The following is a 13,226-nucleotide window of genomic DNA, read 5'->3' as shown; positions in this document are numbered from 1 at the left end:
CCCGGAAAAGACCCGCCGCGCGGGCCTATTCCGGCACGGTGAAGACCTGGCCGGGGTAGATCAGGTCCGGGTCGCGGATCTGGTCGGCATTGGCCTCGAAGACCTTCACGTAGAGCAGGCCGTCGCCGTAGGTCTGCGAGGCAATGCCCCAGAGGGTGAAACCGGGTTGGACGGTGACGATGACGGGCCCCGACGCGGCCTCGGCTGCGGCCTCCTGCTGCGGGGCCGCTTCGGCCAGCTGCACGGCGTCGCCCTGCGCCGCCGGCGCGGCAGCAGGAGCCTCGCCCGCCTCCGCCACCGGCGCGGCTTCCGCCTCACCGGACGTTGCGGTCGCCCCGGACGGTCCGGTCGCCCCAGCCTCCGCCGTGGCCACCTCGGCCCCGGTGGCTTCGGTTCCTGTCGCTTCGGCGGCCGGTGCCTGCGAGGACGCGGCGGTTTGCGTTTCGGGCTTTTCCGCCGGCGCCGGGGCAGCCGCGCCGGTGCCGGTGCCGAGCGCCTCGGCCAGAACCTCGGCGCTTTCGCGCTTGAAGGGGATCTCGGTGCGGGCGCTCACCTTGCCACCGGCCCCGATCTCGTCGGCGCGCAGCCTGTAGATGCCGGGCGCGATCCTGGTGAGCACGGCGGCCCATTGCCCGCCCTCCTGCACGGCCGCATCGGCCACGGCGCGGGTGTCGAGGTAGAGCCGCACCGTCTGGCCGGACTTGCCCCGGCCCGAGATGCGCACCTCGCCCGTGGCGGTATAGCCCACGGCATCGATGCTCAGCGCTTCCGCGCCCTTGGCGTCCTGCAACACCCGCACGCCGGTCTGGTCCGCCAGCAGCACGCGCGGGGCGGGTTTCGGCGCCGGTGCGGCGGCCGCCGCCTCGCCTGTTTCGGGCAGCGCCGGGGCCGCCGGGGCAGGTTCGGCCTCGGCGGTCTCGGCTGCTTCAGGCTCCACCGCGGCTTCGGCCTCAGGCTTCACCGTTTCGGTGGCGGGTTCCGGGGCGGCGGTTTCGGCTTCGGCGACGGGCAGCGCCACCGGCTCGATGATCACGCTTTCGGAAGAGCCGATCCGCAGGCCGTTCGTCGTCATCACGAGCGACACCACCCGCGGTTGCGGGCTGGGCTCGACGGTGAACAGCGCCACGAACTTGCCCTGCGTGTCGGCAGCGGTCGTGGCGATCTCGGCGCGGTCCAGCAGAACGGCGATATCGGCGTTGGGGCTGCCGGCCCCGGCCACCAGCGCGTTGCCCTCGGCATCGACGCGCACCACGTCGAAGGTGGGCGGCTGCGGTGCGGGGGCTGCTTCGGCTTCGGGCGCGGCGGCATCCGCGGCCTCTGCCGCTTCGGTGGCCTCCGTAGCCTCTGTGGCCTCTGTGGCCTCGGCGACATCCTGCACCTGCGCAGCGCCCTCGGCGGCACTGTCGCCTCCGGTCGGCGCAGCGGCTTCGGCCCCGGTCTCCGCGCGCGCAGTCTCTTCAGGCGTGGTTTCCTCGGCAACGGCTACGGCGGGTTCGGCTTCCTTCGCCACTGCGGCTTCAGCCGCCTCCGAGGCCTCGGGCGCAGGCGCGGCAGCCGGGGCGGCGGCGGTTTCATCCGCCTGCGGGGCGGCCAGCGCCGGCGCTGTTGGTCCGTTCTCCTCGGTAGCGGATTGCCGCTCGGGCTCTGTTGCCCGCGGCGCGGCTTCCGTGGCGCGCGTCTCCCCTTCGCCGGGCGCCTCCGCCGGGCCTTGCGGGGCGGGAGCCTGCACCGGCAGCGCCGCCTCCTGCACCGGTGTTTCCTGTTGCGATCGATAGAAAAAATATCCGCCGGCGGCCAAAACCACGGCCACGGCAGCACCAGCGAGGATGCCGCCGCTCAGACCAGCGAAGGACGAGCTTGCCATATTCCGTATTCCCCAAGTGACACTCCAGCAGCAGGAGCGCGTTGCACCAGCCTAGCAAAGCCGGTTATCAGGGGCCAAGGCAATGGCAGCGAAAGAATTGAATTCATGGCCAATTCGACACATCCCGCCGAACCGAAGCGCTCCGTCTGCGTCTACTGCGGCTCGCGCAAGGGGCGGCTGGCCGCCTACGAAGCCGACGCCCGCGCCCTGGGCGGCGAGATCGCGGCCAACGGCTGGCGGCTCGTCTACGGCGCCGGCGACGTGGGGCTGATGGGCGCCGTGGCCACCGCCACCCAGCGCGCCGGCGGCGAGACCTTCGGCGTCATCCCCACCCACCTGCTGGAGTGGGAAGTCGGCAAGCGCGATCTCACGCGCTTCGTCGTCACCGAGAACATGCACGAGCGCAAGAAGGTCATGTACATGAACTCCGACGCCATCGTGGTGCTGCCCGGCGGGGCCGGCTCGCTGGACGAGTTCTTCGAAGTGCTCACCTGGCGCCAGCTCGGCCTGCACGAGAAGCCGATCTTCTTCCTGAACACCGCCGACTACTGGGCGCCGCTCTCCGGGCTGATGGATCACGTGATCGCGGAAGGTTTCGCCGATGACTCCTTGCGCGATTTCTACCGCATGTTCGACGACGTGCCCGCGCTGGTCTCCGCCCTGCGCAGCGCCCTGTCCTGACGCAGGGCGTCCAGGCTGTAGAGCGCCAGCGCCGCCCAGATCATCGGGAAGGCCAGCGCGTGCCAGCGGGTGAAGGGCTCGCCCAGCACCAGAACGGCCACGAGGAACTGCAGCGTCGGGTTCAGGTATTGCACGAGGCCCAGCGTCGAGAGCGGGATGCGGCGCGAGGCATAGGAGAACAGGATCAGCGGCCCGGCCGTGATCGGCCCGGCGCAGGCCAGCAGCAGGCTTTCGCGCCAGCTCTGGCCGAAGGCGGCCACGTTGCGCCCCGTCAGCCCCTCCCAGCCCAGCACATGAACGCCCCAGAGCCAGACGAGCGCCAGCGGGGCAAGCAGGATGACCTCGGCGGTGACCGAGACGACCGGCCCGGCCCGCAGGCTCTTCTTGATGACGCCGTAGAGCGCGAAGGTCACCGCCAGCGCGAGCGAGATCCACGGCGCGACCCCGAGGCCCAGAGTCAGGCCCAACACGGCCAGCGCCGCCAGCGCCACGGCCCCCCATTGCGCCCGGCTCAGCCGTTCACCGAAGATCCCCGCCCCCATCAGCACCGCCACCAGCGGGAAGATGTAGTAGCCAAGGCTGCTCTCCACCGCGCGGCCGATCTGGATCGAAAGGATGAACAGGAACCAGTTCGCCGAGATCATCAGGCTCGCCAGCGCCACGTAGGCCAGCTGCCGCCCGCCGCCCAGCAGCGCCCCCACCTCGCGCAGCCGCCCCTGCACCAGCAGCACGAGGCCGAAGAACACGAGCGACCAGAGCGTGCGGTGCGAGAGCACTTCCAGCGGCGGCACGTGGTTGAGCAGGCGGTAGTAGAGCGCCGAGAGCCCCCAGATGGAGCAGGCCGCCACCATCGCCAAGACCCCTTTGCGGGCTTCCGTCATCGCGCCTGCCTTTCCCGATACCTGCCAGCCACCTGCGCACAAGCGCCGTGCCTTGGCAAGCGCCGGATCAGCACCTGATCAACGCTTGCGGGCCGTCACCTCGATCTCGATCTTCATGCGCGGATCGGCCAGCCCGGCCACGATCATCGTCGCCGCCGGCTTCGCCGTGGCGAAGGCGGAGCGCAGGGCCGGCCAGCAGGGCTCGAAATCATCGCCGTTGGGCAGGATGTAGCGCACGCGCACCACGTCATCGAGGCTGGCACCGGCCTGACCGAGCGCCCAGCCGATGTTCTTCAGCGCCTGCGCGGCCTGCGCGGCCGGGTCTTCCGCGATCTCCATGGTGGCGTAGTCAAAGCCGGTGGTGCCGGCGACGAAGATCCAGTCGCCCTCCACCACCGCGCGGCTGTAGCCGATGGCGGCCTCGAAGGGGGAGCCTTGGGAGATATGTTTGCGCATGGTTTCGGTCTCGGTTGAACTGCAACGCGACACACCCGATCCCGCACACCGCCTTTTTGGGCTGTTTCGCCAGAAACAGCCCCGCGCCCGCCCGCCCCACGGCGGGCGCGTTTGCGCGCCCACCCGGGCAGGCGCTCAGCACGGTGTGTGACGGTTGCGCCAGACAAGAAGTGTCTGAATTTGGAATAGGCCGCGCCGGTTTAGGCGTCCAGACACAAAAAAGCCGCCGGGCACCCCGGCGGCTTCCAATCAGCCCATCGCTTGACCGCTTACATGCGGGAAGCGACGTTTTCCCAGTTCACCAGGTTGTCCAGGAAGTTGGTCAGGTAGGCCGGGCGCTTGTTGCGGAAATCGATGTAGTAGGAGTGCTCCCACACGTCGCAGCCCAGCAGCGCGGTCTGGCCGAAGCACAGCGGGTTCACGCCGTTCTCCGTTTTCGTCACGGCCAGCGAGCCGTCGGCGTTCTTCACGAGCCAGGCCCAGCCGGAGCCGAACTGCCCGGCGCCCGCAGCGCAGAACTGGGTCTTGAATTCCTCGACGGACCCGAAGGACTCGACCAGCGCCTTCTCCAGCTCGCCCGGCATCGCGGATTTGCCCGGCCCCATCATTTCCCAGAACTGGTTGTGGTTCCACAGCTGGGAGATGTTGTTGAAGATGCCGTTCTGGGCGACGGCGTTCTTGTCGTAGGTGCCGACGATGATCTCTTCGAGGCTCTTGCCTTCCCACTCGGTGCCGGCGATCAGCTTGTTGCCGTTGTCGACATAGGCCTTGTGGTGCAGGTCGTGGTGGTACTCCAGCGTCTCCTTGGACATGCCGAGATCGGCCAGCGCGTCATGGGCGTAGGGAAGATCGGGAAGTTCGAAAGCCATGGGGTTCGTCCTTTTCGTGATCGAGAGGTATAACTTCACGCGCTAGATGGAATGCGCGGGCGCGAAAGGTCAAGGGGGGCGGGCCGATTTCTTGGCCGGCCTGCCCGATCCGCCCGCGCGCGCGCCGCGCAGCGCGGACCAAGGGGGCTAGCGGGCGAGAAAGCCCACCTCGCTGCCCGCCTTCGCGCTCACCGTCAAGAGGTCGAAGACGTATTGCGCCACCGAACGGAAGGCCACCAGCGTGAACACCTCCTCGCCGGAGAGCCAGAAGGCCGCCGGAACCTGCGCCAGCCGGGTGCGGCGGATCTGCCCGGCGCCGAAAGCCTCGGGCGACAGATCCACGGGCGCGAGCTTGGCAAGCACCTCGCGCGCACCCGCGCCCTCGATGGTGAAGACGGCCCGCGCGTCAGACACGTTCACCGCCAGGAAATGGCTGCCCGCAAGGGCCTGCGAAAGCTGCGCCACGGCGGCCTCGGCCTCGGCATGGGGCACCATCACGAGAAGCTCGTCGGGCGACATCCAGGCCACGCCCTTGCCGCCCTGCTCCACCACTTCGCGCCGGCCCGGCACGTCGCAGCCCGTCACCGCCTTCACCGCCCCGGCAAAGCCCGCATCCGCAAGATCGCCGCGCAGGGTGATCATGCCGCGCAGACCGGCCTCGGAGACCTTCGCAAATCCACTGCTTTCCGCGCCCGCAAGCGGGCTCACCGCGCGATCAGACATTCTGCTTCTCCCCTTCCTTGTCGTAGAAGACCGGATCCACGATCCGCGCCTCCACGAAGCTCTTGTCGGGCGTGCCGAACCGGATCACCTCACCCATGCGCTGAGGCCCATTGTGCACCAGCCCCATGGCGATGCCGCGGCCCAGCGTCGGCGAGTAGTAGGTCGAGGTCACCCGCCCGAACATCTCCGCCTGGCCGTTGGCGTTGGTGCCCTCGCCGATCGCGTAGCAGCCGTCGGGCAGCACGGAACCATCGAGCGTTTCCAGCCCCACGAGCTGCCAGCGGTCCGGGTTGTCCATGAAACTGCGCGCCTGCGCGCGCTTGCCGAGGTAATCCTCTTTCTTCTTGCTGATCGCCCAGTGCAGCCCCAGGTCCTGCGGGATCACCGTGCCGTCGGTCTCGTCCCCGATCATGATGAAGCCCTTCTCCGCGCGCATGATGTGCAGCGCCTCGGTGCCGTAGGGCTGCATCCCGTAGGCCTCGCCCACCTCCATGAGCGCTTCCCAGAAGGCCAATCCTTGAGAAGCCGGGACCGCGATCTCGTAGGAAAGCTCGCCCGAGAAGGAGATGCGGAAGACGCGCGCGTCGAAACCGCCGAGTTTGCCCTCCTGCCAGCCCATGAAGGGCAGCGTTTCCTTGCTGACATCCATGCCGCCGAGCCGCTCCAGCACATGGCGCGCATCCGGGCCGACGACGGCGATCTGGGCGTATTGCTCGGTGAGATTGGCGACGTAGACCTTCCAGTCCCACCATTCGGTCTGAAGCCACTCCTCCATCCACTGGTGGATACGGTCCGCCCCGCCGGAGGTGGTGTGGCAGAGCCAGGTGTCCTCGTCGATGCGCGCCACCACGCCGTCATCCGACAGGAAGCCGTTCTCGTTGCACATCAGCCCGTAGCGGCAGCGGCCCACCTTCAGCGTGCTCATCATGTTGGTGTAGAGCATGTCGAGGAACCTGCCCGCGTCCGGCCCCTTCACCACGATCTTGCCCAGCGTGGAGGCATCCAGCAACCCCACGCGCCTGCGGGTGTTGAGCACCTCGCGGTGCACGGCCTCTTCCACGGTTTCGCCGGCCTTGGGGTAGGCATAGGGGCGGCGCCAGTGGCCGACGGGCTCCCAATGGGCGCCGTGGGCCTCGTGCCAGCCATGGATCGGCGTGCGGCGCAGGGGCTGGAAGATTTCGCCCCGCGCCTCACCGGCGATCGCGCCCATCGAAATCGGCGTATAGGGCGGGCGGAATGTGGTGGTGCCGACCTGCGGAATATCCTCGCCAAGCGCATCAGCAAGCACGGCCAAGCCGTTGATGTTGGAGAGCTTCCCCTGATCGGTGGCCATGCCGAGGGTGGTGTAGCGCTTGGTGTGTTCGACGCTCTCGTAGCCCTCCCGCGCGGCGAGCTGCACGTCGGAGACCTTCACGTCGTTCTGGAAATCGAGCCACATCTTCATGCGCAGATCGTAGGAGGCGCCCTGCGGCATCATCCAGACCGGCGCCATCGGCTCGCTCGGCTCCTCGGCCGCCTTCGGCGCGGCGAAGCGGCGCGGGGTGAACCCGGCGGCCCTCGCGGCGGCCTTGCCGGCGGCGTCGGCATCGGCCAGCACCTCGCCCGTGGTCATCGCGCCGGAGGCCATGCCGGCGGTGACGACGAAGGCCTCGCCTTGCGCACCCGTGGGCGCGCGGGCGGGATCGGGGCGGAAATGGGCATTGGCTTCGTCCCAGATCAGCTTGCCGCCGCAATGGGACCAGAGGTGCACCACCGGCGAGAAGCCGCCGGACATGGCCACGGCATCGCATTTGACCTCTTCGATCACGCTGCCCTCGCCCGCCTGCAGACAGAGCGCCACCCCGGTGACGCGCTTGCGGCCCTTGACCTTGGCGATGCCCTTGCCGGTCTCCACCCGGATCCCGGCCTGCAGGGCTTCCGTGGCCAGGGGCGAGGTGACGAGCGGGCGCACGTCCACGATCATCGGCACGTCGAGCCCGGCCCTCTTGAGGCAGAGCGCGGTGCGGTAGGCATCATCGTTGTTGGTGACGACGACGGTGCGATCACCGGGGGAGACGCCGTAGTTCACCACGTAGTCGCGCACGGCCGTGGCCAGCATCACGCCGGGGATGTCGTTGCCGGCGAAGGAGAGCGGGCGCTCGATGGCGCCGGTGGCCGTGACGATCTGTTTTGCGCGGATCCGCCAGAGCCGGTGGCGCGGCAGATCGCTGCCCGGGATGTGATCGGCGACGCGCTCGTATCCCAGCGCATAGCCGTGATCGTAGACGCCGGCGCCCATCATGCGGTTGCGCAGCGTGACGTTTTCCATGGCTTCAAGGGCTTGCAGGGTGTCCTTCACCCAGTCTTCGGCCGGTTTGCCCTCGATCACGGCCCCGTCCACAGGGGCGCGGCCGCCCCAGTGGGGCTCCTGCTCGATCAGCAGCACCCTGGCCCCGGCTTCGCCGGCCGCCCTGGCCGCCTGAAGCCCGGCGACGCCGCCGCCGATCACCAGCACGTCCACGAAGGCGTAGAAATGTTCGTAGCGGTCCGCGTCGGCCTCCTTCGGCGCCTTGCCGAGGCCGGCGGACTGGCGGATGAAGGGCTCGAAGACGTGTTTCCACGCGAAGCGCGGATGGATGAAGGTCTTGTAGTAGAAGCCTGCCGGCAGGAATCGGGCCAGCGAATTGTTGATCTCGCCGATGTCGAATTCGAGGCTCGGGAAGTGGTTCTGCGAAGTGGCGGTTAGCCCGTGGAACAGCTCGGTGGTGGTGGCGCGCTGGTTCGGCTCCAGGCGCGCGCCCTCGCCCAGATTGACGAGCGCGTTGGGCTCTTCGCTGCCCGAGGCGAGGATGCCGCGCGGGCGGTGATACTTGAAGGAGCGGCCCACCAGCATCTGGTCGTTGGCCAGCAGCGCGGCGGCGAGCGTATCGCCCTCGTAGCCCTGCAGGCGTTTGCCGTTGAAGGTGAATTCCAGCCGCTTGTCGCGGTTGATCAGGCGGCCTTGGGTGGCGAGACGGGTGCTCATGGGCGCAACATCCTGCGTGGCTGGCGGAGGAAACGGGGGGCTGCCTGCCCCCCGCACCCCCCGGAGATATTTCCGGAACAAAGTGGGCGCATCAGGCGGCGGGCTCCCAGCCGGGGCGGCGCTTCCTGATCGCGGCGAGGATCTCTTTCGGCGGCTCGGTGACCTGCGCCTTGTAGGTACCGAAGACTTCGAGCGTCACCGTGCAGCGGGCGGCGTGGAACCATTTCCCGCAGCCGTTGGCGTGGCGCCAGCGTTCGAAGGTGACGCCCTTCTCGTTCTTGCGGGCGAAGAGGTAGCTTTCGAACTCGGCATCCGAAGAGCCGGGGCCGAAGCGTTTGAGGTGGGCTTCGCCACCCGCCGCGAACTCGGTTTCTTCGCCGGTGACGCCGCAATAGGGGCAGGTCAGGATCAGCATGGTGTGTGCTCCTTGCTCTTGCGGCGGAACGGCCAGTCTGTGTGAAGGACGCTTTTCATCAGTGCGCCACCCCGGCCGCGACGCTTTCGTCGATGAAGCGGCCCTCGGTGAAGCGGTTGAGGCCGAATTCGTCGGTCAGCGGCGAATGGCCCTTGGCGATCAGTTCGGCCATGCCCCAGCCCGAACCGGGGATGGCCTTGAAGCCGCCGGTGCCCCAGCCGCAGTTGACGAAGATGCCCTCGATCGGGGTTTTCGACAGGATCGGGGAGCGATCGCCGGTGACGTCCACGATGCCGCCCCATTGGCGCAGCATCTTGAGGCGGGAGATCATCGGGAAGGTTTCGACGAGCGCGCGCACGGTTTCCTCGATGTGGTGGAAGCTGCCGCGCTGGGTGTAGTTGTTGAAGGCATCCGTGCCGCCGCCGATCACCATCTCGCCCTTGTCGGACTGGCTCATGTAGCCATGCACCGTGTTGGCCATGACCACCACGTCCATGCAGGGCTTGATCGGCTCGCTCACCAGCGCCTGCAGCGCCACGCTTTCCACCGGCAGGCGGAAGCCGGCCATCTCGGCCAGGTGCGAGCAGTGACCGGCCACGACCATCGCGAGCTTGTCGCAGTCGATGGCGCCCTTGGTGGTGTCCACGCCCACGACCCTGCCGCCCTCGCTGCGCACGCCGGTGACTTCGCATTTCTGGATGATGTCCATCCCCATCGCCGAGCAGGCGCGCGCGTAGCCCCAGGCCACCGCGTCGTGGCGCGCGGTGCCGCCGCGGGGCTGCCAGAGAGCGCCCAGAACGGGATAGCGGGGGCCTTCGATGTTCATGATCGGGCAGAGTTCCTTCACCCGGGCCGGGCCGATGAACTCGGTTTCCACGCCCTGGAAGGCGTTGGCGGCGGCGGTGCGCTTGTAGCCGCGGACTTCGTGCTCGGTCTGGGCCAGCATCATCACGCCGCGGGGGCTGAACATGACGTTGTAGTTCAGATCCTGGCTCATCGTCTCGTAGAGGCTGCGCGCCTTCTCGTAGATCGCGGCCGAAGGATCCTGCAGGTAGTTGGAACGGATGATCGTGGTGTTGCGCCCGGTGTTGCCGCCACCGAGCCAGCCCTTTTCGAGGATGGCGACGTTGCGGATGCCGAAGTTCTTGCCGAGATAGTAGGCCGTGGCCAGACCGTGCCCCCCGGCGCCCACGACGATCACGTCGTATTTCCTCTTCGGCTGGGCCTTGGCCCAGGCCCGTTTCCAGCCCTGGTGGTTGTTCAGGGCTTCCTTGGCGATGGCGAAAGCGGAGTAGCGTTTCATGGGCCTCGTCGAATCCGGGGTGCGAAAATCATCTGTTGCTTCTTCGTATAATCCGCCAAAGGGCTGGCCACCGCGAGCGGCGAAAACGACGCATTCTGCGACATTGCGCGGCTTGGACCCAAGCCGGAGCGGCACCGAAGCCTGGCCGGTTGAAGCGATCGTGAGCGGCTTGCGGCGCTTTTGCGCCTTTAGGGCGGTCTGAAAACTATATACACCGAAGCAAACACCGAACGACGGAGAAAATCCATGGCATTCTGGCTGCTCACGGCCCTGATCGGCATCAGCGTGGTGGCGTTCCTGGTGCTGGCGCTGCTGCGCCGGCCGGGCGCGGCCCCGCAGACCGGCGAGAATCCGGACCTTGCCGTCTACCGCGATCAGCTGAAGGCCATCGACAAGGACGTGGCCCGCGGCGTCCTCGCGCCGGAGGAGGCCGAGCGCGCCCGGCTCGAAATCCAGCGCCGCATCCTCGAAGCCGACAGGGCCGCGCAGACCGTGCAGCCGGTGCAGTCCGCGCCGCGCGCGGCGACGGTCACGGTGGCCGCGCTCTGCGCCGTGGCCGTCCTCGGGGGCAGCTTCGGACTCTACATGTGGCTCGGCGCGCCGGGCTATGCCGACATGCCGCTGAAGGCGCGCATCCAGTTCGCCGAGGAGCTGCGCGAGAGCCGTCCGCGCCAGGCCGAAGCCGAGCAGGCCGCGCGCCTGCCGCAGGCGGAGGCCGATCCCAGGCACCTGGAACTCGTCGAGAAACTGCGTCAGACGGTGGCCGAGCGCGGAGACGATCTGCGCGGCTACCAGTTGCTGGCCATCAACGAAAGCGCGCTCGGCAATTTCATCGCCGCCCGCGAGGCGCAGGCGAAGGTCGTGGAGCTGAAGGGCGATGCGGCCAGCGCCGAGGACTACGCCGCGCTGGCGGACCTGATGATCATCGCAGCCGGCGGCTACGTCTCGCCCGAGGCCGAGCAGGCGCTCACCGAGGCGCTGCGCCGCGATCCGGGCAACGGCACCGCGCGCTACTACTCGGGCCTCATGTTCATGCAGACCGCCCGCCCCGACATGGGCTTTCGCATGTGGCGCGGGCTGCTGGCCGACAGCACACCGCAGGATCCGTGGTATGAGCCCGTCATGAGCCAGATCGCCGAAGCGGCCCTGCGCGCGGGCGTCGAGTTCACCCCTCCGATGATGGCGGAGGGCGGCGGCGCCCTGCCCGGCCCGAGCGCCGAGGACATGGCCGCCGCCAGCGAGATGGACGCCGAGGACCGGGACGCCATGATCCGGGGCATGGTGGCCAATCTCGCCGACAGGCTGGCCACGGATGGCGGCAGCGCCGAGGAATGGGCCCGGCTCATCCGCGCCTATGGCGTGCTCGGGGAAACCGGGCAGGCCGATGCGATCTGGAAGGAATCCCAGGGTGTCTTCGCCGGGCGCGAGGCCGATCTGGCGCTGCTGCGCGATGCCGCCCGCGCCGCCGGTGTGCTGCAATGATCCACGAGAGCATCGAAGACTTCGCCGCCGCCCTGCCCCCGATGCGGGCGATCGCCGGGCTGGATCTCGGCGAAAAGACCATCGGCGTGGCGGTGAGCGACGGCTTCCTTTCCGTGGCCACGCCGCTGGAAACGATCCGGCGCAAGAAATTCGGCGTGGACGCCTCCGCCCTGCTCGCGATCCTCGAGAAACGCAGCATCGGCGGCATCGTGCTGGGCCTGCCGCGCAACATGGACGGCACCGAAGGCCCCCGCTGCCAGAAGACCCGCGCCTTCGCCCGCAACCTCAGGGGCCTCACCGATCTGCCGATCACCTTCTGGGACGAGCGCCTGTCCACGGTGGCCGCCGAACGCGCGCTGCTTGAGGCGGATACGACACGAAAACGTCGCTCCGAGGTGATCGATCACGTCGCCGCCGGGTATATCCTGCAAGGAGCGCTGGACCGGCTGGCGCATCTGAAACGGAGCGGTTCGGCGTGAAGGACGAGGTCTGGCAGCGGCAGGAGATCGAAAGCCCCTGCATCCGCATCTGCGTGGTGCACCCAGAGGAGCGGATCTGCACGGGCTGCCTGCGCACGTTGGAGGAGATCGGCGGCTGGTCGAAGATGAGCCCGGACGAGCGCGCCGCGATCATGGCCGAGCTTCCCTCCCGCGCCCCGCGCCTGAAGAAGCGCCGGGGCGGCCGGGCGGCGCGGCTGGGGCGGGACGCCGGCTCATAGCCGCTGACGGCTTTTTCCTTTTCCGCTTCCCTTCGCGTCCCGGCCGTGTTCCGGTCGAAGGCACGCCCCGCCCGATGAGGGCGGCCGGGGGCGGCCCCTACTCCTTCAGCCAGACCTTCGCCGCCTCGATCTGGGCGGCGTCGAAATACCGGACGTCGGCGGCGAGGAAGCGCGAAGCGATGCGTTCGGCCATCTTCTGCCATTCCTTCGTGCCCACGAAGGCGATCTTGTCGGGGATCCGGTGGTGATCGCGCACGAGGCTGAAGTGCTGCCCCAGCGCCGAGAGCCCGAGCCAGCCGTCGAACGCGCGCAGATCGAGCAGGAAGCGCACGCTGTCGTTTTCGCGCACGAAGGCGTCGAGCCGCGCGTTCGCCCCCTCGTAGACGGCCGCATCCAGCTGGCCGAGCAACTGGATATGGAGCACGCCGCCGCCGAGATCCTCCATGTGGACGGCGCCGAGGCTTTCGGCGAGCCAGAGCCGCGCTTCCTCCAGCTCGTCGAGGCCGAAGACCTTCATCGGGCAGGGAGACAGCACGCTCATGGCGCGGGCGGCGGTTTCGAGCCAGCCGGCGTCCGTCACCAGCGCGATGCGGTCGAAGCCCCGCCAGTGGCGCAGGCCGAGGCGCAGATCGTCCAGCGCCGCGCCGCCGGTGACCCCTTCGAAGCCGGGGCCGATCTGGGCCAGGAAACGGATGCCGTCCCGGTCCCAGAGGGCCTCCTCGATGGCCGGCATCAGCACCGCTTCGTAATCCTCGGCGGTGAGCTTTCCGGTGATCTTCACTTCCAGCACCCCTTCGGGGCGGCCCGGCACGATCTCGATCATGGCCGTA

Annotated in this window: 13 protein-coding genes; 4 read left to right on the top strand and 9 right to left on the bottom strand. The window is 68.6% G+C overall.

Translation table 11 applies throughout. The annotated features are described in order from the left end of the window. Positions 1–25 precede the first annotated feature (25 nt). Positions 26–1,750 (bottom strand): LysM peptidoglycan-binding domain-containing protein, encoded by a 1,725-nt coding sequence (locus PSA7680_RS18920; protein ID WP_085867455.1) that lies wholly within the window; start codon positions 1,748–1,750, stop codon positions 26–28. Positions 1,751–1,969: 219 nt separating this feature from the next. Between PSA7680_RS18920 and PSA7680_RS04445 the strand changes: the two genes are divergently transcribed. After that, the gene (locus PSA7680_RS04445) at positions 1,970–2,545 is read left to right on the top strand and encodes an LOG family protein (protein ID WP_085867454.1); all 576 of its coding nucleotides are present in this window, start codon (positions 1,970–1,972) and stop codon (positions 2,543–2,545) included. Here PSA7680_RS04445 and rarD read toward each other — a convergent pair. The 7 genes from rarD to PSA7680_RS04410 form a co-directional block, all read right to left on the bottom strand. Further along, the gene (rarD, locus tag PSA7680_RS04440) at positions 2,485–3,426 is read right to left on the bottom strand and encodes an EamA family transporter RarD (RefSeq protein ID WP_085867453.1); all 942 of its coding nucleotides are present in this window, start codon (positions 3,424–3,426) and stop codon (positions 2,485–2,487) included. The two genes, PSA7680_RS04445 and rarD, sit on opposite strands and share 61 nt — an antisense overlap. A gap of 78 nt (positions 3,427–3,504) precedes the next feature. Continuing rightward, complete coding sequence (locus PSA7680_RS04435; protein WP_085867452.1) at positions 3,505–3,882, bottom strand: RidA family protein; 378 nt, start codon at positions 3,880–3,882, stop codon at positions 3,505–3,507. A gap of 269 nt (positions 3,883–4,151) precedes the next feature. Then, entirely contained in the window at positions 4,152–4,751 is a 600-nt protein-coding gene (locus PSA7680_RS04430) for a superoxide dismutase (protein WP_085867451.1), read from the bottom strand. A 147-nt stretch (positions 4,752–4,898) separates the two neighbouring features. Further along, on the bottom strand, positions 4,899–5,474 hold the full coding sequence (locus PSA7680_RS04425; RefSeq protein ID WP_085867450.1) for a sarcosine oxidase subunit gamma: 576 nt from the start codon (positions 5,472–5,474) through the stop codon (positions 4,899–4,901). Then, positions 5,467–8,478 carry a sarcosine oxidase subunit alpha family protein gene (locus PSA7680_RS04420; protein ID WP_085867449.1) on the bottom strand — a complete coding sequence of 1,004 codons (3,012 nt, stop codon included), beginning with the start codon at positions 8,476–8,478 and terminating at the stop codon, positions 5,467–5,469. The genes PSA7680_RS04425 and PSA7680_RS04420 overlap by 8 nt, the downstream gene beginning before the upstream one ends. A gap of 91 nt (positions 8,479–8,569) precedes the next feature. Next, positions 8,570–8,893 carry a sarcosine oxidase subunit delta gene (locus PSA7680_RS04415; protein ID WP_085867448.1) on the bottom strand — a complete coding sequence of 108 codons (324 nt, stop codon included), beginning with the start codon at positions 8,891–8,893 and terminating at the stop codon, positions 8,570–8,572. Between the two features lie 58 nt (positions 8,894–8,951). Then, positions 8,952–10,196: a sarcosine oxidase subunit beta family protein gene (locus PSA7680_RS04410; RefSeq protein WP_085867447.1), complete on the bottom strand. Its 1,245-nt coding sequence runs from the start codon at positions 10,194–10,196 to the stop codon at positions 8,952–8,954. Positions 10,197–10,442: 246 nt separating this feature from the next. On the opposite strand from PSA7680_RS04410, the gene ccmI reads away from it, so the two are divergent. From ccmI to PSA7680_RS04395, 3 genes are read left to right on the top strand one after another with little or no spacing between them, the layout of a single operon-like run. Beyond that, positions 10,443–11,678 (top strand): c-type cytochrome biogenesis protein CcmI, encoded by a 1,236-nt coding sequence (gene ccmI / locus PSA7680_RS04405; RefSeq protein ID WP_085867446.1) that lies wholly within the window; start codon positions 10,443–10,445, stop codon positions 11,676–11,678. Continuing rightward, on the top strand, positions 11,675–12,157 hold the full coding sequence (ruvX, locus tag PSA7680_RS04400; protein WP_085867445.1) for a Holliday junction resolvase RuvX: 483 nt from the start codon (positions 11,675–11,677) through the stop codon (positions 12,155–12,157). Before ccmI ends, ruvX begins: the two co-directional genes overlap by 4 nt. After that, positions 12,154–12,396 carry a DUF1289 domain-containing protein gene (locus PSA7680_RS04395; RefSeq protein WP_085867444.1) on the top strand — a complete coding sequence of 81 codons (243 nt, stop codon included), beginning with the start codon at positions 12,154–12,156 and terminating at the stop codon, positions 12,394–12,396. Before ruvX ends, PSA7680_RS04395 begins: the two co-directional genes overlap by 4 nt. 97 nt (positions 12,397–12,493) lie before the next feature. Here PSA7680_RS04395 and PSA7680_RS04390 read toward each other — a convergent pair whose 3' ends face one another. Next, positions 12,494–13,219: a SpoIIAA family protein gene (locus PSA7680_RS04390; protein ID WP_085867443.1), complete on the bottom strand. Its 726-nt coding sequence runs from the start codon at positions 13,217–13,219 to the stop codon at positions 12,494–12,496. Positions 13,220–13,226: the final 7 nt, after the last annotated feature.

This window comes from Pseudoruegeria aquimaris (assembly GCF_900172235.1).
Taxonomy (GTDB): Bacteria; Pseudomonadota; Alphaproteobacteria; order Rhodobacterales; family Rhodobacteraceae; genus Pseudoruegeria; species Pseudoruegeria aquimaris.
Note: the sequence above shows the minus strand (reverse complement) of the source record. Positions and strands in the feature narration are given on the sequence as shown.

What these genes read in the sequence shown, in the direction of transcription:
- PSA7680_RS04445 (WP_085867454.1), top strand. Translation starts at nt 1,970, where the DNA reads ATGGCCAATTCGACACATCCCGCCGAACCGAAGCGCTCCGTCTGCGTC.
- rarD (WP_085867453.1), bottom strand. Translation starts at nt 3,426, where the DNA reads ATGACGGAAGCCCGCAAAGGGGTCTTGGCGATGGTGGCGGCCTGCTCC.
- PSA7680_RS04435 (WP_085867452.1), bottom strand. Translation starts at nt 3,882, where the DNA reads ATGCGCAAACATATCTCCCAAGGCTCCCCCTTCGAGGCCGCCATCGGC.
- PSA7680_RS04430 (WP_085867451.1), bottom strand. Translation starts at nt 4,751, where the DNA reads ATGGCTTTCGAACTTCCCGATCTTCCCTACGCCCATGACGCGCTGGCC.
- PSA7680_RS04425 (WP_085867450.1), bottom strand. Translation starts at nt 5,474, where the DNA reads ATGTCTGATCGCGCGGTGAGCCCGCTTGCGGGCGCGGAAAGCAGTGGA.
- PSA7680_RS04420 (WP_085867449.1), bottom strand. Translation starts at nt 8,478, where the DNA reads ATGAGCACCCGTCTCGCCACCCAAGGCCGCCTGATCAACCGCGACAAG.
- PSA7680_RS04415 (WP_085867448.1), bottom strand. Translation starts at nt 8,893, where the DNA reads ATGCTGATCCTGACCTGCCCCTATTGCGGCGTCACCGGCGAAGAAACC.
- PSA7680_RS04410 (WP_085867447.1), bottom strand. Translation starts at nt 10,196, where the DNA reads ATGAAACGCTACTCCGCTTTCGCCATCGCCAAGGAAGCCCTGAACAAC.
- ccmI (WP_085867446.1), top strand. Translation starts at nt 10,443, where the DNA reads ATGGCATTCTGGCTGCTCACGGCCCTGATCGGCATCAGCGTGGTGGCG.
- ruvX (WP_085867445.1), top strand. Translation starts at nt 11,675, where the DNA reads ATGATCCACGAGAGCATCGAAGACTTCGCCGCCGCCCTGCCCCCGATG.
- PSA7680_RS04390 (WP_085867443.1), bottom strand. Translation starts at nt 13,219, where the DNA reads ATGATCGAGATCGTGCCGGGCCGCCCCGAAGGGGTGCTGGAAGTGAAG.